The sequence below is a fragment of the Alkalibaculum bacchi genome (assembly GCF_937875145.1).
Taxonomy (GTDB): domain Bacteria; phylum Bacillota; class Clostridia; order Eubacteriales; family Alkalibacteraceae; genus Alkalibaculum; species Alkalibaculum bacchi_A.
On the sequence record NZ_CALNCS010000068.1, the window covers coordinates 43,705 to 64,509 of the forward strand.

Below are 20,805 nucleotides of genomic sequence, written 5' to 3' on the forward strand. Positions count from 1 at the left end.
TATTTTAGATTCGGCAAGTATAGCTTATGATAAAATAAATGAGGTAGCAAAGGAGAAATAAAATGAAACAGATGAAAAGTTATACTATAAAAGAATTCACTGAGCTAATAGAGAAAGAATCGCTTCTTGTAGAATCAAAGTTATATGGAAGAGAAATGGAGTATATTGAAAATTTAACCTATAATTCCAAGGCAGCTTGCAAAAATACTTTATTTATATGTAAAGGTGCGAAATTTAAAGAAGAATATGTAAAAGAAGCAGTAAAAGCAGGAAGCATTTGCTATATTAGCGAAAAAAAATACGACTTAGAGGATCAAATTCCATATATTATTGTAAAGGATATACGAAAGGCTATGCCAATTTTAGCAGATACATTTTACAATTCTCCATGGGAAGAATTTAAGTTAATCGGAGTGGGAGGAACAAAAGGGAAAACTACTTCCGTATATTATATTAAGGCCATACTAGATGATTATCTCAAAGCAAATCAAAAGAATCCAAGCGGTATCATATCATCGATTGATGTATATGACGGTGTGGTTTCAAAAGTTTCACATATTACAACTCCTGAAGCTGTAGAACTTCATTCCCATTTTAGAAATGCAGCTGACAGCAATTTGGATTTTTTAGCAATGGAAATTTCCAGTCAAGCTCTAAAGTATGATCGTGTGGACCGCGTAAATTTTGATGTGGGAGTGTTTCTAAATATTTCAGAGGATCATATTAGCCCTGTTGAACATCCAGATTTTGAAGACTATTTTCAATCTAAATTGTCTATGTTTAAACAGACGAAAACAGCAGTTGTAAATATGGATGCGGACTTTGCTGAACGCATCTTAGAAGCCGCCAAAGCCGCGCAAGAGATCGTAACGTTTAGTATGCACGATAAAAACGCAGATTTCTATGCTTACGATATAATAAAGGATAAGAAAGGTACTTCCTTTAAGGTAAAGTACCAACAGTTTGATCGAGAATTTCAACTTGCAATGCCTGGATTATTCAACTTAGAAAATGCCCTTGCAATGATTGCAGTAGCATCCAAACTAAATATTCCTATAGAGCATATCTATTCTGGAATCAAAAATACCCATCCAAAGGGACGAATGGAGGTCTATACGAGCAAGGATGACACGATTGTGGCAATAGTAGATTATGCACATAATAAATTAAGTTTTGAAAAGTTGTTTGAATCCGTAAAAGAAGATTATTCAGATTATGAGATTGTAAGTGTTTTTGGATGTCCAGGACAGAAGGCATTAAATAGAAGGAAATATCTCGGCAGGATTGCAGGGGAAAATTCAAATAGAATTATTTTAACTGCGGATGAGCCTGCATTTGAACCTGTGGGAGATATTTGTAATGAAATTGCACAACATATTGATCCAGAACGCACATACGAGGTAATAGAAGATCGTACAGAGGCAATAAAAAAAGCAATAAAATCAGCAAAAGGAAAAACAGTTATCATGATAGTTGGAAAAGGTCATGAGACCAGTCAAAAAATTGGCAATCAATACGTAGACTACCCTTCGGACGCTGTAAATGCCCTTCGTTTTATCGAAGAGTATAATGCTCAAGTTTCATACAAGAGCATTGTAATAAAGCGCTAATATAAGGTACAATATCAGAAAACAAAATATGAACACACTATTGAGTAGCTCTTTTCTAGCAAGAAATCTAAGTGATTTAAACTAGGAGAGAGCTATTATGATTACAGACCTTAAAAATATTACCTACTATAAAATTAATTTTTTAGAATAAGTTCTAATTTGCTAAGGATACTATTAATAAGGTAGGTGTTTTCATGAAAAAACGAGTATTCTCAGTACTAATTATTTTTATACTTTCCTGTATATTAGTCGGGTGCTTTGGAAAAGAAGAGGCTACAAAGACAAAAAATAGTGAAAAAGATAAGCCTCCTAATCAATTAAAGGAATTACAAAGTGAAATAGACGAAGTTGTCAAAAATACGATGAAAAAAGATTGGACAGCAAGTTTAACGAAGACAAAGGACATTCAAACTACATGGAACGAACTATATCCAGATTTACAGGAAAAAGGAATTGCGCAAGAAAGTGTAGATGGGTTTGTAGAGGATTTAAATACTTTATCCAACTCTCTAATTGATATGACTTTGAAGTTACCAAAAGAAGAGCAACAGCAAGGTGGCAATCAAGAGCAAGACTCACAAGGGCAAACAACACCGCAAGGTGGTGACCAAGGAGAGGGAGGAGCGAATAAAGAGCAAACACAACAAACCAATAGTCAGTCATCAGATCAAGCCGATGGAGGAGAAGGTAAGCAAGAAGATAGTGGCGCGCACGGTGAACAAGAAGGGGCTCAACAACAGGATCAAATAAATAAAGACCCACAAAAGGCTCTTGAAAAAGTCGATCCTACGGTAGAGTTAAATAAGGAAGAGCTAAACATTGTAAGAAACTCTGCTGAACTGCAAAAACACATGAATAAATTTATCAGCCTTTTTAATGTGCAAGCGCCCGGAGATTTATATCAATTAAAGTACTTGTTACATGATATAAACATATCTTCAAAGGAAATTAATTGGGAAAAGGTGAATTCTTCCATGAAGAGCACTTTAAACTTGTGGAGTTCTATTGAACCGAAGGCCTTAGAAGCGGATAAAAACTTAAATCTACAGCTAAAACAAAGTATTAATGAAGTAGAAGATGTTGCCAGAGAGAAAAATGAAAAGCTTATTGGAATGAAGACAAAAATAAGTTTAGAACTTATCGAGAAACTTATAAAAGCATTTGAAGAAAAGTAGGGTTTAGTAACATTAGTTACAGAAAAAATATGTTATGAAGACTATACTAAGGGTATAGATAAAGTATAAAAAATTAGGAGGAATTAAAATGAAAATAGAAAAAACAATGACAATCGGTGAAATAATAAGAATGGATTCTAATTTAATCCCAGTATTACAAAGATTTGGAATGGGTTGCGTAGGTTGTCCATCAGCACAATCTGAAACATTAGAAGAAGCAGCCATGGTTCACTCTATTAATATTGACGAATTACTAATAGCATTAAACAAATAAGGGTTTTCCCTTATTTGTTTCATTCATAGGAAACGACACGCCCCCTGTCGTTTCCTATATTAAAAATTTACAATTGAGAATTTCTAATTAAAAATATGAAGAATTATTAATTGTAAGTTTTTAATTAGATCATGTGAAAAACATAGATTATTTTAAATAAGAGAGGATAATAAAAATGAGTTTATTTTTAGGAAAAATACACTACTGGTTATACGATAAAATTTTATGGTTTGAAGATGTAGAAATAGAAATTGCCAGATGGGCAAAAGAAGAAAATCTACCTATTGAAAAATGGACAATGGATATAGATCAAAAATACGGTGAATTAACAGGTGGTAGGCCTTTAGAAGATATTATTGATACGTCAAATATTCATGGCTGGTTACAAGGGAAAATTTTAGTAGTAGAAGGAAGACAGGCATATTTAGTAACTCAAATTCTAAATGAAAATGCTCAGTATAAAGATTCATTAATAAAATTATTTCAAACACAGGGAAAGGCCGGTGCATTAAAATATTCTGAAGTGGAATTAAGTACTCCAGAAGAGGTCTACAATGCACTAAATGATTTTATCTTAGAAGGCATGCCTTGTGACAGAGTAAATGAAGTGATTCATTCAGATGATGAAGAAATTCGTTGGAAGAGGACCACTTGTTTACATAGTGAACACTGGAGCTCTGTGGGTGGTGACGTAGCCATTTTTTATGAATTAAGAGAAGCTTGGATTCAAGCCTTCGTAAGTGCATTAAAAGGAAGCTTTACGTATGAAAAAGTATCGGATGATACACAAAGAATCATACATTAAGGAGGAAGAAAAATGAAAAGTATTGAATTAATGGTTACTGAACATGAATACATTAAAAGAATGTTGGCCGTCCTTAGAAAATATAGCTATAAAGTAGTAAAGGGCGAAGATGTAGATATAAACGACTTTTATTTAATGATTGATTTTGTGAGAAACTTTGCGGACAAGCACCATCATGGTAAAGAAGAAGAAATTTTATTTAAACAAATGATGGCACACCAAGGCCCTGTTGCAGATAAGCTTATAAGGCATGGTATGCTTGTAGAACACGATTTAGGAAGACTTCATATGATGGATCTTGAAGCAGCCTTAAAGGAACTTGAAAATGGCAATGATGAAGCAAAAATTGATATCATAGCAAATGCAGTAGGATATGCTGCCCTACTTGCTAGACATATAGATAAAGAAGATAATGTAGTATATCCATATGCAGAAAATGGACTTCCAGAAGAAGTCTTAAGAGAAATCGATGAAGATTGTGATCAATTTGAAAAGAATGCACAAAAAGAACAAGTTCGCGAAAAGTATATTGCTATGTTAGAAGAGTTAGAAGCAAAAATTGGATTGCTAAAAGAGTAACACCATTTACTCACCCCCAAAATAATATTAAAAAAGCTACAGAGAATCATTTTCTGTGGCTTTTTAATAGCAAAGTCCTCCTTTTGACCTGCAAAATTCAGCCCTATAGTAGTAACATTTAAGGAATTATTGTTAATTTTTTTTCTTTTAAAGTTATATAGTCAAATAAATGGGTATAAATACTATTGTAATAATAATCACTATAGCTAAGTGTTGAAATTAAGAGCTATAGAAAAATAGATAAGGAGAGTTTATATGGATTACAAAATTACAGACAAAGTAACTTGGGTGGGTAAAATTGATTGGGAACTACGTATGTTCCACGGAAACGAACTTTCTACAAAAAAGGGTTCTTCTTATAATTCTTATCTTATAAGGGATCAAAAGAATGTACTAATTGATACTTCATGGTTGCCATATGACAAAGAATATGTAAGCAATTTAAAAAAGGAAATTGACTTAAAAGAGATCGATTACATTATAGCCAATCACGCAGAAATTGACCATAGTGGAGCATTGAAGGAACTGATGAGAGAAATTCCTGATACACCAATTTACTGTACTGCAAATGGCGTTAAATCTATTAAAGGGCATCATCACGAAGACTGGAACTTTGTTACGGTAAAGACAGGTGATACTCTAGATATTGGAGAAAACAAACTTATATTCATTGAAGCAAGAATGCTTCACTGGCCAGACACAATGTTTACTTATATGACTGGAGAGAATATCTTATTTAGTAACGATGGATTTGGTCAACATTATGCTTCTGAAAACTTTTATAATGATCTAGTAGATCAAGAAGAATTATACCATGAAGCATTGAAATACTATGTTAATATTTTAAATCCATTTAATGCTATTGTAAAAAAGAAAATAGAAGAAATTTTATCTTTCAATCTCCCAGTTGATATAATATGTCCAAGTCATGGTGTTATTTGGAGAGATAATCCAGCTCAGATCATTGAACAATATATGAAATGGGCAGACAATTATGTAGAAAATCAAATCACATTAGTTTATGATACTATGTGGAACGGTACTCGCAGAATGGCAGAAACTATAGCGAAAGGAATTAAAAGCGTAGACGATGATGTTACTGTTAAGCTCCTTAATACAGCCAAAACAGACAAAAATGATATTATGGTAGAGGTTTTTAAATCAAAAGCTATACTAGTAGGCTCATCAACAATTAATAAGGGGATTCTTGTCTCAATGGCAGGCAATATTGAGATGATAAAGGGATTACAATTTAAAAACAAAAAAGCTGCTGCATTTGGATCATATGGTTGGAGTGGAGAGTCTGTCAAGCTCCTTACAAAAGAAATGGAAGAATCAGGATTTGAAATAGTAGACGAAGGAATCCGTGCATTATGGAATCCTGACGAAGATGCTTTGAAACAATGCTACGAGTACGGAGTAAACTTTGCGAAAAAAGTGAAATAACTAGCGGCTAGTTCCTAGTCTAGAGTTACTAGCACAGTTGCTACATTGGGTAGCTTAATAAAGTAAAATAGTTTAACAAGAGTCAGAGAAATCATATATTGACGAATTTCTTTGACTCTATTTTATTTATAAATTTTTATATAAAAAAAATATATATTATGGAACAATACAAGGCTTTTAAGGAGTACACGCAAGCTAGAGACGAAAAGCAATATGCCTTGAACTTTGTAGTTTATCGGGATATAATAGTACTAAGCTTTAAAATCCAGCTATCAATTTTGATGATTTAATGATTAAGAATAAAGCAAATTATCTAATCATGTCAATAGAAAGACAAGATATTGAAAGCATAAAAGTTTTAAAATATGCGAATATGTTGAATACACTATACCCCAATGTATTAACAACCCATAACCTTAGCGAGAGCATAGATATAGAAATCAAAGGTTATGAAAATGATACAAGAGAATTGTGGCAAATTTCTGAGGTGCGAAACCTTATTGGGGAATTAAACAAGGAGTTCAGTCAATGGTTTTATTTCCTAGACAAAAAGTCAGCGATTTTGTACTATATAACCATGTGTATCTGTGGCAAGAGCCTTGCAGAAAAAGAGAAATACAAGATGAACAATTTATTATTACATGATTTTATAAATGATCAACTGAAGAACTTAAATGAAGTATGCTACTATTTAAATGATATTGAAAAATATGACGAGTTAAAGAGGAATTCCTTTGCATATTATGAAATGTTTTTGCAATAAAGGTGATTGTTATATATATAAAAGATAAAGTATTGGTTTCATACTGGTTTAGCGATTAAAAGGGATTTTTAGGTTACATTAAAACTAAAAATTCCTTTTCCTTTTATGGAACTAAAATACAGATACGATAAGGAGTTTTTATATTGAAATATAAGGATTATTATGAAATATTAGGCTTGGACAAAAATGCAAGCCAGGAAGAAGTAAAAAAAGAATATCGAAAACTGGCCAAAAAGTATCATCCCGATGCAAATCCTGGAAATCAAAAAGCAGAGGAAAAGTTTAAGGATATTAGTGAAGCGTATGAAGTATTAGGTAATAAAGAAAAGAGACACAAATATGATACATTTGGATCCCAAGGTGGATTTCAAAATGGCTACGATTTTGACCCTTCTCAATTTGGTTATGGAGGTAATACCCATTACAAATATAGTACTGGTGGGGGCGATGGATTTAGTGACTTTTTCAATACGCTATTTGGTGGAGGAGCTAATTTTGAAAATATGTTTGGATCTTCATCAGGTAGAAGGCGCGAACACGGTTCTGCATACAATCGCGGTATAGATGGAAAAGACATTGAGGTAAAAGTCAATATTACCGCACAAGAGGGATTTCTTGGAGAGCAGAAAAAAATAAGTATTCGGGTTGGCGAAGATACAAAGACCATTAATTACAAGGTGCCTATAGGTATTCAAGAAGGTGAAAAAATTCGTCTAAGAGGCCAAGGGCATAAAGGTCGTTCTGGTGGTAAGGATGGAGACCTCTATATAATGTTTCACTTTAAGAAACAAGAGGGTATGATGTTAGAGGGTGCCAATCTTTATCTAGATATTGAAGTATATCCTTGGGAATCTGCATTAGGTACTCAAAAATCGGTACAAACATTAGATGATAAAATATCTATAAAAATACCTGCAGGAATACAAACGGGCAAAAAAATAAGAGTATCTAAAAAAGGCTATATTTCAAAAGACTCTAGCCGTGGAGATCTGTATCTAAACATTAAAATAGTAAATCCAGAATCTATAAGCGATGAAATGATGGAATTATTTAAGAAAATGAAAGATTTAGAAGACGCTTAAAAGAACTTAAAATCTTTTACGTAGAACGTATAACTTAAAGTGCCGAAGGCACTTTTTACATAGGAGCGATAAATACATGAAAAAATACGACCCTCACTTTGACGAATTGCAGTATTTGCAAGATTTAGCATCATCTTATTGGAATTCAGAGGTTTTGTTTTCTGCCCTAGAGACAGAAATTTTTGAAGTGCTACAGGAGACAAAAACAGTAGAAGAAATTGGACCAATATACCATTGTCAAGAGTCTGTTTTAAAACCATTTTTAGGAGCATTAGTCAATATGGGCTTCCTCTGTGAATACAAGGGAAGCTATTCCAATACGCTGCTAACAAATAAATATCTAATAAAGGATTCTTCCGTATATCAAGGAGATTTTATTCTATGGATGAAAGAATCACAAGGTCAGTGGCAAAGCTTAAGCAAGATTTTAAAAGAAGGATTTGAACTAGAAAAAGAGTATAAAGAACAAAAGCAATACACGAAAGCCATGAACACTCTTTTAAAAGGAATGGAAAATATAGTCGAAAGCTATTTTGAAGGTGTAAAAGGTGTAGAAAATATATTAGGAATAGGACCAGGTGCTGAAAAAGTTTGTCAAAAGCTCTTACAAAGATTTCCTCAAGGACAAGCAAAATCCTATAGCAATAGAAAAATACATGCAGAACGTCAGGACCCCATTTTAGAAAAATGGGATGAAGGGATATATGAGATAATCTTTCTGTCTAATCTAGGAATCCTCTACTCAGAAGAAGAAATTACCCATATACTTAAAGAAGCGAGTAAACAACTATCACAGGATGGATACCTAGTAATCTATGATGTGTTTTTAGACGAAGGCACCCTTATATCCAATATGAAAAGCTTAAACAGAGTACTTAAAACCAAAAATGGAAAGGCCCTTTCACCAAAGTGGCTTTCTCATGAGTTTGAAGATTTAGATATGAAGGAGAGCGGTATCATATCTCTTGAAGGAGGAAGGGGAATCTTATTTTCATCAAAGACAACAGAAAGAATTGCTGCCTTATCCATTGATAAAAAAGATTATTTTATTCAAAAACTAAAGAATATAGGCTTTAAAAGTGCAAAAATCATCGATCCTAAGGACGATGTATGCTTAACAAATGTAGCCCATTTAAAGTGTAAATACGGTTGTGAATTTTACAATAAAGAAACCTGCTACAAAGAATGTGATCTAGAATATACAAAAAAAATTCTAGGTGAATTTAGTTACGGTATTCTAGTTGAAGGGGAACCTCCTACAAAAGATTTTCAAATTTCCATGTTACAAGCTGAAAAGCAAGCCTTTAAGCTGGGGTACTACAAGGCTTTTGCATTATGGGCAGGGCCTTGTAGTATCTGTGAACATTGTATTCAGGATAAAGAAAACTGTACGAAAACGAGACCTTCTATGGAAAATTACGGAATTGATGTTTTTGCAACAGTACAAAAACAGGGCGATTCTCTAAAAACACTAGCTTCTAAAGATGGTTTTGTAAAATATTACGGTCTCTTATTATTAGAATAAAATTTATTTACTGCAAAGAATTTTCCTAATAAAATAAGAGTATAAGGAAAAGAATTTAGAGTAAAATAAGTTAATGAAAAATACTTTTTGTTGAGAGGAGTAATACAAATGAAAGCAGTTGTTGATAAAGATTTATGCATAGGATGTGGTTTGTGTCCTTCTATATGTGAGGATATATTTAGTATGGATGATGACGATTTAGCTATAGCGAAGGATATAGAAATCCCTGAGGATATACTAGATGACGCAAAAGAAGCGGAATCCTCATGTCCAACAGATGCAATAACAGTGGAGTAATAAGGTAAGGTGGCAAGCAAAGACTTTTTTCGTCTAAAGGTGAGGAGTAGAGGCGAACTGTGTTCGCCAATACGCTTCTGCTGACCACCTATTACATAGTATAAAACAAGGATTGTCTAAAAGTGATTTTGTAATGGATATTCAAAAATATAATCTACCCTATAACCCTATATGGAATTCTTGAATAAATATACAATTTAAGTTATAATGAAAGCTAAATGTATGAATATCACTAGGAGGTACTAATGAAGGAAATCGAATTGGCAAAAGAACACTTTGGGCGTCTCATTGAAGAACAATTTGCGCGCATTGAAAATATGAAAAAGGACAATGAATTTCTCAGCTACGAATCTTTAGATACCATCATCATTGGTATTGTAGGCGGCGACGGGATTGGTCCATTTATTACAGGAGAAGCTCAAAGAGTTTTAGCGTTTTTATTAAAAGATCAAGTACAAGAAAATAAAGTACGTTTTAAAGTTATAGATGGTCTAACTATTGAAAATAGAGCAGCTCAAAAGACAGCTATTCCAGCAGATGTTTTAGAGGAATTAAAACAATGCCATGTTATACTAAAAGGACCAACAACCACGCCAAGAGCGGGAGATAAATGGCCTAATATAGAAAGTGCTAATGTAGCTATGAGAAAAGAGCTAGACTTGTTCGCTAATGTAAGACCAGTCAAGGTTCCGGATCAAGGCATTGACTGGACTTTTTATAGAGAAAATACAGAAGGCGCTTATACACTAGGAAGTAAAGGGATTCATGTAAATGATGATTTAGCTATTGACTTTACAGTTACGACGCAAGAAGGTTCTCATCGAATTATTAAGGCGGCTTTTGAATACGCTAAAAAAGCAGGAAAGACAAAAGTTACAGCAGTAACAAAAGCAAATGTTATAAAGACTACAGATGGTAAGTTCTTGGCTATTGCAAAAGAGATCGCTAAGGATTATCCAGGAATTGAATTAGATGATTGGTATATCGATATTATGACAGCAAAATTAATCGACCCTAAGAGAAGAAGAGATTTTCAAGTAATGGTACTCCCTAATTTATATGGAGACATTCTTACTGATGAAGCGGCAGAATTTCAAGGTGGCGTAGGTACAGCTGGTAGTGCCAATATAGGCAAGAGATATTCTATGTTTGAAGCCATTCATGGTTCTGCACCTAGAATGGTAGAAGAAGGCAGAGGAGAATACGCTGACCCAAGCAGTATAATGAGAGCTTCTATTATGCTATTAGAGCATATCGGTTTTATAGATGAAGCCAAAAAGCTGCAAATGGCATTAGATATTTGTGGATTATACGAAACAAGGGTTTCCATTACTGGCCGTGAAGATGGGGCGACTGGTGCAGAATACGCACAGTATGTTTTGGATACGGTTCAAGATGAACATCTTGAAGAAAAATGGAAAAATTACCAAAAGTAAGAGTCTCTAGACTCTAGTCCTTAGTCACGAGCTTCTAGAGATTTGTATGGGGTCTTTGCTACCGTAGATAGCTATAAGGTATGTGATACGGAACGAATAGAATTTTAAGTGTATAAAGAAAGAGGCTTTGGTTAAATAAAATAACCAAAGTCTCTTTTTTAGTAACACATGTAAGCTAGAGACTAAAGCGTCGCAGACGCTTTCTTTCCTCTAGCTAAAGATGCAAATACCCCTAGTAAACAGAGAAAAGCTAAAATGGCGAAGGTTACTTTGAAACTCTGCATAAATTGAGGAATTGTTTTTGCGCCGATTTGTTCATTGCCCATGAAAATTGAAGTGATTAAGGCTGTAAGGGACATACTAAAGGATTGACCTACCGTTCTAGAAGTCCCCAATATTCCGGAAGCGACTCCATGATGTGTTTTATCTACACTGGACATAATAGAGTTTGTGTTAGGGGAACTGAAAAATGCAAAACCTGCTCCTACTAAAGCTAATAGAAATACGACAAGGGCAATCGGTGTATTTTGGTAGAACAAACTAAATACAAATAAAACAAGGGCAATAACGGACATACCAATAGATGCTAAAACCTGTGATGGGATTTTGTCAGATAGCCTGCCTGCAAAGGGCGATAGAATGGCTTGAACTGCAGGCTGGGTTAATAGGATTAGACCAACAGTAGCTGGTTCAAGGGACTGGGCTACTTGTAAATATAAACTCATCAAATAGCTTATGGCATATGTGGAGCTGTAATTAATTAATGCTGCTAGAGATGAGAAAATAAGCAATTTATTGCCTTTCATTAATTTTACATCGATAATAGGAAAAGAGATCTTGCTCTCGAAGTACATAAAAGCACATAGCATCAGGATGCCTAATATTAAGGTATACTTACTCCAATTTCGTAGAAGTAAATTGGATAAGCTGAAAATGATTAAGAAAATGGAAATGCCGTAAAGACCTGCACCTTTTAAATCAAATTTACTTTGTGATTTATCTATGATATCATCTGTACGAAGGACCCTAATGAGTAAAAAAATCAATAGAAAACCTATTGGAATAGGAAATAAAAAGATTCCGCGCCAGCTTGTAAAATTTAGAATAGCACCACCGATAATTGGACCTGCTGACAAACCTATGTATACACAAGCTACATTTATTCCCAGAGCCTTGCCTCTTTCATTAGGTGGATAAGCAGCACATACAATAGATACTATGGCTGTACTGATCATAGCACATCCGATGCCTTCTAGTACTCGAAAAACCAGTAAAAAATAAATCGATTGAGATAGTGCACACATAAATGTAGATATAGTGGAAATAATTGCTCCAATCAACATGAGTTTTTTCCGACCAATCATATCCGAGAGCTTTCCCATAGGCAGGGTAAACATAGCGATAGCTAAAATAGTTGATGAGGTAATCCAATTTACTAGTGAAGAACCAATTTTTAGGTATGTACCCATATAAGGTAAGGCGATATTTACAGAAGTGGTAATAAACGGTGTCCAAAGAGCGCCTAAAATTGAAATAATCAAGATGATTTTTTTATTGTCATTCAATGTTTGTAATCCTCCTTTTAGAATGATTTTGTATTTGATTGCGATATTATATCATGAAATAAGGTAGATTGCCTCAGCTGCTTTGCAGCTTCGGTCGTAGGCACTTGCTCATAGAAACCACCTCATTTTCTCGTGCAAGCACAAAAAATGTTTTGGTTTCTGCGAGCCAATCTGCTGATTCGAATATTATATCACAAAGAGTGTAGAGGAAAGGACTGATAGCATGAAAAACATTTGGCGCATTGTGTTAGTTGTAGTTTTTTTGTTCGTAAGCTTTTTTGGATTAGGTCCAGTTTTGATGGCTGATGGTGTATTGACAGAGAGATTGATGACACTATTCATTGTCTTGCTTCTCTACGGTCTGATTGTTTATCTGTGGAAAAAAATATCTAAATAATAGGTGTGATTTGTTGAGAAAATATATGGAGATAGCTTTAAATATCGCAAAAGAAGGTATGAACGCAGGAGAGGTTCCCGTCGGGGCAATTATCGTAAAAAATAATGAAATTATTTCAATGGCTCATAATGAGGTAGAGACTAGTACAAATCCAATTGCTCATGCAGAAGTGTTAGCGATACAGAGAGCCTGTGAAATAGTAGGAAATTGGCGCTTAAGCGATTGCACTTTATACGTCACCTTAGAACCCTGTATTATGTGTATGGGAGCTATATTTAATTCTAGGATTTCTAAACTCGTATATGGGGCTGGAGACAATAAACTAGGCGCAGTAGAATCACAATCGGATTTTATTCACAATCCACTATTTAAAAATATAGATATTTATCCGGGGATTTTGGAAGAAGAGTGTATACATTTAATGCAACAATTTTTTAAAAAGATTAGGTGATAAGGTGGTAAGGAGAAACAAAAGGCCACCAGAGGTGGCAATACGCTTTTGCTTACCACGCCTATCTTAATCCAAATTATGAATAAACAGTCCGCTTCTAAGCTTAGGTTCAAACCATGTAGATTTTGGTGGCATTAGTTTTTGTTGGTCTGAGATCTTCATCAATTCTTCTGCAGAGGTAGGATACATTGAAAAGGCTATTGTCATATCTTCTTTACAACGCTTTTCTAGCTCTTCTAATCCTCTAATTCCACCTACAAAGTCAATTCGATTATCTGTTCTCACATCTTTTATGCCTAATACTGGCTGTAAAATGAAGTCTTGTAATAGGGATACATCTAGATTTTTTACGATATCAGTAGAGAGTTTGTCTTCTTTAATCTTTAACTCGTACCACTTTTCCTCTAAATACATTCCCATGGTGCCCTTTTGAAACGGTTTTACTGGAGAATCGCATAGCTCTACATGAAAATCTACAGAGATTTTCTCTAAAAATTCATTGCTAGAAAGTCCGTTTAAGTCTTTGACCAATCGATTGTAATCCATAATGTGGATTTGATCGTGAGGGAAAAGAACACTCAGGAAAAAATTAAACTCTTCCTGGCCAGTATAATCAGGATTTTCTTTTCTTCTTTTTAATCCAACCTTTACAGCAGATGCAGCACGGTGATGGCCGTCTGCTATGTATAGGGCAGGAATTTCACTAAAAATATTTTTAAGAGTATTTATAGTGGGAGTATTATCGATAACCCAAATCTCGTGTTTGATTTGATCATCGGATACAAATTCGTATTCTACAGGATTGGTTTCAATCCAAGAGCTGATGATTTCATTGATCATGCCTTGCTTCTTATAAATCATGAAGATAGGACCTGTATGGGCATTGCAATAATCGACGTGATTAATTCGATCTAATTCCTTTTCTTCTCTTGTAAGTTCGTGTTTTTTAATGTCTCCATTTAAATAATCATCAATATCACAACAGCAAACAAGACCTGTTTGCTTGCGACCAGACATGGTTAAACGGTATATGTACAAAGATTTTTGTAAATCTGCTACAAGGATATTTTCTTGTAGCAGATAATCTAAATTATCCTTTGCCTTTTGATATACTTCTTCACTGTACATATTGACAGATTCTGGGAAGTCAATTTCTGGTCGATCAACACGCAAAAAGGAGTAGGGATTTCCTTCTACAACCTTTCGAGCTTCAGATGAGCTGTATACATCATAAGGAAGGGCAGCAACCTTTTGGACATAATCAGCACTTGGGCGAATTCCCATAAAATCTTTAATAATTGCCATTATTCGTCTCCTTTAATTATTCTCACGCGTATTACTTCTTGAATTGCCATTAAATCTTTTGTTAATTGTTCACTTACTTCAGAGTCTACATCGATGAGCGTATAAGCATAGTCGCCTTTTGATTTATTTAACATATCTGAAATGTTTAAATTTTCTTTTGCAAGAATGCTAGAAATTTGACCAACCATATTCGGAACATTTTTATGATGAATGGCGATTCGGGCGTAGCTTTGGCATAGACCCATATAACAATTCGGATAATTTACAGAATTGATAATATTTCCGTTTTCTAAATACTCTTTTGTTTGACTTACAGCCATTCTCGCACAATTTTCTTCAGATTCATGAGTAGAAGCACCTAAGTGTGGAATAGATATTATGTTTTCCATGTTTACTAGATCGTTTTGAGGAAAATCTGTTATATAGCATAGGATCTTTCCGTCCTTTATAGATTGTTTTAAATCTTCAATATTTACAAGGCCATCTCTAGCAAAGTTTAGCAATCGAATTCCGTTTTTTGAAAGAGCAAACTTTTCAGCATTCATAAGGTTTTTGGTTTGTTCAATAAGTGGAACGTGTAAAGTAATGTAATCACATTCGGTCATAATTTCATCAATGTTTAGAATTCTGTTTACTTCACTGCTTAGACCCCAAGCAGATTCAATAGATACAAATGGATCGTATCCATATACCTCCATGCCAAGGGATATGGCAATATTAGCAACTTTTACGCCAATGGCCCCAAGACCAATAACACCTAGTTTTTTTCCTGTTAATTCTTGACCAGCGAATTTAGATTTTTCCTTTTCTACTGCTTTTGAAACATCTACTTTTTCTGGGTTGACATCATGAACCCACTTAATTCCTTGTATGACTTTTCTAGAGGATAATAATAATCCAAGAACGACAAGCTCTTTGACGGCATTAGCATTGGCACCTGGAGTATTGCAGACTACTACACCTTGTTCAGCGTATTTTTCGACAGGGATATTATTAACACCAGCACCTGCTCGTGCTACAATTTTTACTTTTTCAGGTAAAGTAAAATCATGCATTTTAAAGCTTCTAACAATCATAGCATCTGCTTCTTCATCTACTGTAGCAAAGCTATAGGTATCTTTGTTTAATAATGCAAGACCTTCATCAGATATATTATTTAATGTTCTAATTTTATACATATAGGTACTCCTTTATTTATGTTTGGCTTCGAATTCTTTCATAAAAGCAATAAGTTTTTCCACACCTTCTACTGGCATTGCGTTGTAAATACTTGCCCTCATGCCACCTACAGAGCGGTGACCTTTTAAATTTACAAGGCGTTTTTGGGCAGCTTCTTTTACAAAGGCAGCATCTAGTTCTTGATTGCCAGTAACAAATGTGATATTCATAAGTGAACGATCTTCTACTGCAACAGGATTTTTATATAAAGTACTATTGTCAATATAAGAGTACAATAGATTAGCTTTATATTTGTTCTTTTCTTCTATAGCCTTTAGACCACCTTGTTTGATCAACCATTCAAAGACTAATTTGCACATATAAATAGAATAGCATGGTGGTGTGTTGTAGAGAGAATTATTGTCTGCGTGAATTTTATAATCGAGCATAGTAGGTGTAATATCCATAGCATTACCGATTAACTCATCTTTTACAAGGACAATGGTCACTCCTGCTGGACCCATGTTTTTTTGTGCGCCAGCATATATTAATGAAAATTTATTTATGTCGTAACACTCTGATAATATATTGGAAGACATATCCGCTACCAGTGGTGTATTTCCTGTATCTGGTATGTTTTCTGGAGTATATCTTGTACCATAAATCGTATTGTTTGTAGTAATGTGAAAATAATCAACATCTCCAGGGAATGTTGAAGAATCTAATTTTGGAATATGTGAATAATTATCTTCTTTTGAGCTGGCAAGAACAACTGCTTCTCCATATTTATTTGCTTCCTTTGCTGCCTTTGAAGACCAGGAGCCAGTGTCTATATAAGAGGCTTTTTTGTGTTTTGTAAATAAATTAAGGGGAACCATTGCAAATTGTGTAGATGCTCCACCTTGAAGAAATAATACTCTATAATGATCAGGTATATTCATTAAGGAACGCAAATGTTTTTCTGCATCTGAAATGATGGACTCATATACTTTCGAACGATGGCTCATCTCCATTACAGACATTCCTGAGTTGTTGTAGTTTAACATTTCTTTTGCTGCTATAGATAGAACTTCTTCTGGTAAGACGGATGGGCCTGCAGAAAAGTTGAAAACTCTATCATTGTTCATATTATCTCCTCCATTAATTTTATGTTGCTACAGATTTATATCCCTATATTCTAAATTATTTCATAGATATTATCAAGTTACTTTGTTATATATTTGTTTTAATGTATAATTATATAGGTGGTAAGATGGTAAGATAGTAAGGCAAAAATGCGACTTATGTCGCGGTGAATAATGAGAAGCATATGAGGAACTAAAAAAGATTCCATATTTGTATCGTTCAATGAAGCTTTTGTATTACAAATAATTGTTCAACTACCGTTTAACCATCATTAAACTATGGTTCCTATACATACAATATAGAACTAATAAGGGGGTAATATAGATGTTATCAGTTAAAAACGTAAAAAAATCTTTCAATGGCGGAAAGACTTTTGCAGTGGATAATATAAGTTTTGACGTTCATTCATCGGAGATTTTTGGGTTTTTGGGGCCTAATGGAGCAGGGAAGACGACGATGATAAAGATGATTACTGGGCTGTTACAATTAGATAGTGGGAGCATTGAAATCAATGGAGTCGACATCGAAAAAGATTCTATAGAGGCCAAAAGGCAATTTAGTTTTGTACCGGATAGTCCAGAGGTTTTTGATAAGCTAAAGGGAATAGAATATCTAAATTTTCTTGGAGATGTGTATGGAGTAGAGTCAAAAGATCGAATAGAGCGGATTGAAAAGTACGCGACTCTTTTTGGACTAAAAAACGCTTTAAACGACCCCATAATGAGCTATTCCCATGGAATGAAACAAAAGATTGTCCTAATTGGTGCCCTTCTTCATGAGCCTGAGATATTTGTTCTCGATGAGCCCATGGTAGGCTTAGACCCTAAGTCTGCTTATAATTTAAAAGAAATTATGAATGAACACTGTCAAAAGGGAAAAAGCGTATTTTTTTCAACCCATGTACTAGAGGTAGCTGAAAAAATCTGCAATAGAGTTGCTATTATTAACAAAGGTAAGATTATCGCTCAGGGCACCATAGAAGAGCTAAAGAACATGACGAAAAATAATGAAAGCTTAGAGAATATATTTTTGGAGTTGACAGAGGAATGAAACAAATTGTGAAATTAGTGAGAATTTCTTTACTTTCATCTTTTGGATTTTCGTCCATAAAGTATAATTTTATGAAAAGTAAGAAAGATATTTGGAAGCCTATTATATTGGTATTGGCTTTGGCATCCCTTATCCCATCTTATGTTATGTATGTCCAATTGATTAAAAACATATATATACAATTATTTGCTTTAGGACAAGAAAGTTCAATATTCACATTAATCATCATGCCTATTTCACTCATCATCTTTGTCTTTGGCTTGTCTTATGTACTGTCGGCCTTTTATTTTTCTAATGATGTGGAAAAGCTCATTCCATTGCCTATAAAAGAGGGTAATATTGTCATATCAAAATTTATTAGTATGGTAATCTTTAATTACTTTATTGTAGTGCCTATATTATTGCCTGTGCTAATTGTAGCATTTGGAGATTTTGGTGGTACTCTTTATATTATTTACAGCTTACTCACCATATTGCTTTTACCTGTCATTCCTCTTGGCATTGACACGATTATCATCATGGTACTTATGAAATTAACCAATATTCAAGGAAGAAAAGACTTGCTGAGAAATCTCTCCATGTTCTTTGTCTTGTTTATTATCATTGCACTTCAAGCAGTACTTAATAACACCCTTACCTCTATGGAGCCAGGTAAAGAGGGAGAATTCCTGAATGCGCTTTTACAAAGAAGTGATGGCATTATGGTTTGGTTAGGAAGAGCTTATCCACCTGCTATATGGTTTAGCAAAAGTATATCAAATGCACATAAGATATCGGGTCTTATTTATTCCGCGCTTAATATTTTATTAGGAGTGGGCATGGTTTATTTAATCGGTCAAATAGGCAGCAAAATCTATCTTAAGGCTTTATTAGAGAAAAACAATTTCAAGAAAAGCCTAAAAAAAGTTGAATTAGGATTGCTCATAAAAAATAGATCTCCTATTATTGCAATCTTTCTAAATGACGTAAAACTAGTTTTAAGAACACCTATTTACTTATTTAACTGTGTGAGTATTTCTTTTCTATTGCCTATACTAGTTATAGTAATGCCTTTAATATCTGGAGGGCAAGACGCAGATTTTAGCCAATTGTATTTTCAGTTTAAAGAGTATATTACTTTAATATTAATTGCCTTTTTCGCTTTTATTGCTACAGCAAACCCTACAGCCTCTACTACCTATTCTAGAGAGGGAAAAGCGTATTGGATTCATGCTGTACTTCCCGTGGCTCCTGGGAGTATGTTTGTAGGCAGGATGTTACAGCCTATGCTATTAGAGCTTATATCTATCTTTATTATGTTAGTCTCCTTAGCTTTTGTCTTGCCCCTTGATATTGGTGAGATGTTCATTAGTCTGGTAATTGGTATGTTGGTTAGTTTACCCATATGCGCAATAGGAGTATTCATCGACAGGTTGTATCCGAAACTAGACTGGGATCAGCCACAAAGGGCAGTAAAGCAAAATATCAATGTCCTTTTGAATATGTTAATAGGAGTAGGGTATATCTTGTTATTAGGTTTTATGACTATGAAGATGATGGAATATGAAATAGGAGTAAACCTGATTTATGGCTTAATAAGTGTTCTATCTATTATTTCTACAGGTGGGATTTTTTGGGCCTTTCATAAAATAAAATAGAAGCTTCATAGTAAGGAGAGTTATGGAAGAAATTACGAATAAGAGTTTTAAAAAAGGCCTTTGGCTCTTTCTGATTTTGTTTATCGCATTTTTAACGTTAAATGTACTGATTGGAGTATATCTTTATCCTTTGGCATTGTATCATGAAACGATAGATATACTGATTCCTTGTTTAATATATCTGCTAGTGACTAAAAAGCCAATTTTATCAACTTTAAAGCTTGATAAAAAGATGAATAAAAAAAGTGTGGTCATTGTCTTTCAGTTGTTTTTGATTAGTTTTTTATTAAAATTAGGTATCAATTATCTTGTTATGTTAACAGGTAGTATTGACCCTTCGAGAGTGACTATGGAAGTAATGGAATTAGCTCCAGATTTTCTTACTTTATTCTTTGCAGTAGCCATTATGCCGTCCTTTTTAGAGGAAATTATCATTAGAGGTGTAGTATTAGACCAATTTCAAGATACGAGTCTTTGGCAAGGGGCCATTATGACAGGTTTATTATTTGGTTTTATGCATGTAGACATTGGTCAATTAGGTTATACAACTGTTCTTGGTATTTTAATGGGAGCTATCGTTATTGCTACAGGTTCCTTGTGGGGAGGAATACTATTTCACTTCCTCAATAATTTTACATCTGTAGCTACCCTAAGTTTTTTTAAGCTTATAGAAAACACTCTACCTAGTGAATTCGAACAAATGGCGACAGAAGCACAGGTTCAATCTACAGCAAATATAGGTATAGTAGGGGAGGTCTATACATTTGCATTTGCAGTGATTTGCTTAGGCATTGGAATCCTACTTTCTGTTCACTACATCAAAAAATTACAAAAAGTCAATGTGGGAAGAAAAGACATTAAACTTGAAGAAGGTGTCCTTGAAGAGAACGAGAATGAAGGAAAAGAGAGCCATATAAAAGTTTCTTGGAAAAGTTTGTTTTTTAATATACCGTTTTTTCTTATTGTGTTGGTGTATATTGGGATAAATCTAATTAGGTAGTATGTCGCCAACCTTAACAGGGGTAATACCTCTCGATCTTCCTCACCCTTCAGGCAAGACAAATCGAGTATTACTCTCAGGTGGTAAGCAAAACCTTGAAAAGCTGAAAGAAAACCCTACTCTCC

Annotated in this window: 20 protein-coding genes; 16 read left to right on the forward strand and 4 right to left on the reverse strand. The window is 34.1% G+C overall.

Features of this window, described 5'->3' with window-relative positions; translation table 11 throughout:
- The first annotated feature begins 62 nt into the window (after window positions 1-62).
- From Q7P22_RS04630 to Q7P22_RS04680, 11 genes are all read left to right on the forward strand, one after another.
- Window positions 63-1,610 (forward strand): UDP-N-acetylmuramoyl-L-alanyl-D-glutamate--2,6-diaminopimelate ligase, encoded by a 1,548-nt coding sequence (locus Q7P22_RS04630; protein ID WP_303861223.1) that lies wholly within the window; start codon window positions 63-65, stop codon window positions 1,608-1,610.
- A gap of 194 nt (window positions 1,611-1,804) precedes the next feature.
- Entirely contained in the window at window positions 1,805-2,785 is a 981-nt protein-coding gene (locus Q7P22_RS04635; RefSeq protein WP_303861226.1) for a hypothetical protein, read from the forward strand.
- 88 nt (window positions 2,786-2,873) lie between these two features.
- Window positions 2,874-3,059: a DUF1858 domain-containing protein gene (locus Q7P22_RS04640; protein WP_303861229.1), complete on the forward strand. Its 186-nt coding sequence runs from the start codon at window positions 2,874-2,876 to the stop codon at window positions 3,057-3,059.
- Between the two features lie 175 nt (window positions 3,060-3,234).
- The gene (locus Q7P22_RS04645; RefSeq protein WP_303861232.1) at window positions 3,235-3,864 is read left to right on the forward strand and encodes a hypothetical protein; all 630 of its coding nucleotides are present in this window, start codon (window positions 3,235-3,237) and stop codon (window positions 3,862-3,864) included.
- A gap of 12 nt (window positions 3,865-3,876) precedes the next feature.
- A complete protein-coding gene (locus Q7P22_RS04650) occupies window positions 3,877-4,443 on the forward strand; it encodes a hemerythrin domain-containing protein (RefSeq protein WP_303861235.1) in 567 nt (188 codons plus the stop codon).
- Window positions 4,444-4,698: 255 nt separating this feature from the next.
- Window positions 4,699-5,889, forward strand: a complete 1,191-nt coding sequence (locus tag Q7P22_RS04655) for an anaerobic nitric oxide reductase flavorubredoxin (protein ID WP_303861238.1) — start codon at window positions 4,699-4,701, stop codon at window positions 5,887-5,889.
- Between the two features lie 289 nt (window positions 5,890-6,178).
- Entirely contained in the window at window positions 6,179-6,652 is a 474-nt protein-coding gene (locus Q7P22_RS04660; protein WP_303861241.1) for a hypothetical protein, read from the forward strand.
- 143 nt (window positions 6,653-6,795) lie between these two features.
- Entirely contained in the window at window positions 6,796-7,734 is a 939-nt protein-coding gene (locus Q7P22_RS04665; protein WP_303861242.1) for a J domain-containing protein, read from the forward strand.
- A gap of 76 nt (window positions 7,735-7,810) precedes the next feature.
- Window positions 7,811-9,259, forward strand: coding sequence for a DUF2284 domain-containing protein (locus tag Q7P22_RS04670; protein WP_303861244.1), 1,449 nt, complete (start codon window positions 7,811-7,813; stop codon window positions 9,257-9,259).
- Between the two features lie 108 nt (window positions 9,260-9,367).
- Window positions 9,368-9,556 carry a ferredoxin gene (locus tag Q7P22_RS04675; protein WP_303861247.1) on the forward strand — a complete coding sequence of 63 codons (189 nt, stop codon included), beginning with the start codon at window positions 9,368-9,370 and terminating at the stop codon, window positions 9,554-9,556.
- Window positions 9,557-9,801: 245 nt separating this feature from the next.
- Window positions 9,802-10,992, forward strand: coding sequence for an isocitrate/isopropylmalate family dehydrogenase (locus Q7P22_RS04680; RefSeq protein WP_303861250.1), 1,191 nt, complete (start codon window positions 9,802-9,804; stop codon window positions 10,990-10,992).
- A gap of 182 nt (window positions 10,993-11,174) precedes the next feature.
- Here the strand turns inward: Q7P22_RS04680 and Q7P22_RS04685 are convergent, their stop codons facing one another.
- Window positions 11,175-12,557, reverse strand: coding sequence for an MFS transporter (locus Q7P22_RS04685; protein WP_303861253.1), 1,383 nt, complete (start codon window positions 12,555-12,557; stop codon window positions 11,175-11,177).
- A 223-nt stretch (window positions 12,558-12,780) separates the two neighbouring features.
- Here Q7P22_RS04685 and Q7P22_RS04690 point away from each other — a divergent pair, with 223 nt between their 5' ends.
- Together Q7P22_RS04690 and tadA are read left to right on the forward strand one after the other, a co-directional pair.
- The gene (locus Q7P22_RS04690; protein ID WP_303861255.1) at window positions 12,781-12,954 is read left to right on the forward strand and encodes a hypothetical protein; all 174 of its coding nucleotides are present in this window, start codon (window positions 12,781-12,783) and stop codon (window positions 12,952-12,954) included.
- Between the two features lie 13 nt (window positions 12,955-12,967).
- Window positions 12,968-13,405 (forward strand): tRNA adenosine(34) deaminase TadA, encoded by a 438-nt coding sequence (gene tadA, locus Q7P22_RS04695; RefSeq protein ID WP_303861258.1) that lies wholly within the window; start codon window positions 12,968-12,970, stop codon window positions 13,403-13,405.
- A gap of 66 nt (window positions 13,406-13,471) precedes the next feature.
- Here the strand turns inward: tadA and Q7P22_RS04700 are convergent, their stop codons facing one another.
- Genes Q7P22_RS04700 through serC form a run of 3 tightly spaced genes read right to left on the reverse strand, consistent with a single transcriptional unit; the run spans window position 13,472 to window position 16,995 of the window.
- A complete protein-coding gene (locus Q7P22_RS04700; protein WP_303861261.1) occupies window positions 13,472-14,710 on the reverse strand; it encodes a DUF1015 domain-containing protein in 1,239 nt (412 codons plus the stop codon).
- Window positions 14,710-15,888 carry a phosphoglycerate dehydrogenase gene (locus Q7P22_RS04705; RefSeq protein ID WP_303861263.1) on the reverse strand — a complete coding sequence of 393 codons (1,179 nt, stop codon included), beginning with the start codon at window positions 15,886-15,888 and terminating at the stop codon, window positions 14,710-14,712. The genes Q7P22_RS04700 and Q7P22_RS04705 overlap by 1 nt, the downstream gene beginning before the upstream one ends.
- A gap of 12 nt (window positions 15,889-15,900) precedes the next feature.
- Window positions 15,901-16,995, reverse strand: a complete 1,095-nt coding sequence (gene serC / locus Q7P22_RS04710; RefSeq protein ID WP_303861266.1) for a 3-phosphoserine/phosphohydroxythreonine transaminase — start codon at window positions 16,993-16,995, stop codon at window positions 15,901-15,903.
- 322 nt (window positions 16,996-17,317) lie between these two features.
- Here serC and Q7P22_RS04715 point away from each other — a divergent pair, with 322 nt between their 5' ends.
- Genes Q7P22_RS04715 through Q7P22_RS04725 form a run of 3 tightly spaced genes read left to right on the forward strand, consistent with a single transcriptional unit; the run spans window position 17,318 to window position 20,680 of the window.
- A complete protein-coding gene (locus tag Q7P22_RS04715) occupies window positions 17,318-18,043 on the forward strand; it encodes an ABC transporter ATP-binding protein (protein WP_303861268.1) in 726 nt (241 codons plus the stop codon).
- Window positions 18,040-19,680 (forward strand): hypothetical protein, encoded by a 1,641-nt coding sequence (locus Q7P22_RS04720; RefSeq protein ID WP_303861271.1) that lies wholly within the window; start codon window positions 18,040-18,042, stop codon window positions 19,678-19,680. The genes Q7P22_RS04715 and Q7P22_RS04720 overlap by 4 nt, the downstream gene beginning before the upstream one ends.
- A gap of 22 nt (window positions 19,681-19,702) precedes the next feature.
- A complete protein-coding gene (locus Q7P22_RS04725; RefSeq protein WP_303861274.1) occupies window positions 19,703-20,680 on the forward strand; it encodes a CPBP family intramembrane glutamic endopeptidase in 978 nt (325 codons plus the stop codon).
- Window positions 20,681-20,805 lie beyond the last annotated feature (125 nt).

What these genes read in the sequence shown, in the direction of transcription:
- Q7P22_RS04630 (WP_303861223.1), top strand. Translation starts at nt 63, where the DNA reads ATGAAACAGATGAAAAGTTATACTATAAAAGAATTCACTGAGCTAATA.
- Q7P22_RS04635 (WP_303861226.1), top strand. Translation starts at nt 1,805, where the DNA reads ATGAAAAAACGAGTATTCTCAGTACTAATTATTTTTATACTTTCCTGT.
- Q7P22_RS04640 (WP_303861229.1), top strand. Translation starts at nt 2,874, where the DNA reads ATGAAAATAGAAAAAACAATGACAATCGGTGAAATAATAAGAATGGAT.
- Q7P22_RS04645 (WP_303861232.1), top strand. Translation starts at nt 3,235, where the DNA reads ATGAGTTTATTTTTAGGAAAAATACACTACTGGTTATACGATAAAATT.
- Q7P22_RS04650 (WP_303861235.1), top strand. Translation starts at nt 3,877, where the DNA reads ATGAAAAGTATTGAATTAATGGTTACTGAACATGAATACATTAAAAGA.
- Q7P22_RS04655 (WP_303861238.1), top strand. Translation starts at nt 4,699, where the DNA reads ATGGATTACAAAATTACAGACAAAGTAACTTGGGTGGGTAAAATTGAT.
- Q7P22_RS04660 (WP_303861241.1), top strand. Translation starts at nt 6,179, where the DNA reads ATGATTAAGAATAAAGCAAATTATCTAATCATGTCAATAGAAAGACAA.
- Q7P22_RS04670 (WP_303861244.1), top strand. Translation starts at nt 7,811, where the DNA reads ATGAAAAAATACGACCCTCACTTTGACGAATTGCAGTATTTGCAAGAT.
- Q7P22_RS04675 (WP_303861247.1), top strand. Translation starts at nt 9,368, where the DNA reads ATGAAAGCAGTTGTTGATAAAGATTTATGCATAGGATGTGGTTTGTGT.
- Q7P22_RS04680 (WP_303861250.1), top strand. Translation starts at nt 9,802, where the DNA reads ATGAAGGAAATCGAATTGGCAAAAGAACACTTTGGGCGTCTCATTGAA.
- Q7P22_RS04690 (WP_303861255.1), top strand. Translation starts at nt 12,781, where the DNA reads ATGAAAAACATTTGGCGCATTGTGTTAGTTGTAGTTTTTTTGTTCGTA.
- Q7P22_RS04700 (WP_303861261.1), bottom strand. Translation starts at nt 14,710, where the DNA reads ATGGCAATTATTAAAGATTTTATGGGAATTCGCCCAAGTGCTGATTAT.
- Q7P22_RS04705 (WP_303861263.1), bottom strand. Translation starts at nt 15,888, where the DNA reads ATGTATAAAATTAGAACATTAAATAATATATCTGATGAAGGTCTTGCA.
- serC (WP_303861266.1), bottom strand. Translation starts at nt 16,995, where the DNA reads ATGAACAATGATAGAGTTTTCAACTTTTCTGCAGGCCCATCCGTCTTA.
- Q7P22_RS04715 (WP_303861268.1), top strand. Translation starts at nt 17,318, where the DNA reads ATGTTATCAGTTAAAAACGTAAAAAAATCTTTCAATGGCGGAAAGACT.
- Q7P22_RS04720 (WP_303861271.1), top strand. Translation starts at nt 18,040, where the DNA reads ATGAAACAAATTGTGAAATTAGTGAGAATTTCTTTACTTTCATCTTTT.
- Q7P22_RS04725 (WP_303861274.1), top strand. Translation starts at nt 19,703, where the DNA reads ATGGAAGAAATTACGAATAAGAGTTTTAAAAAAGGCCTTTGGCTCTTT.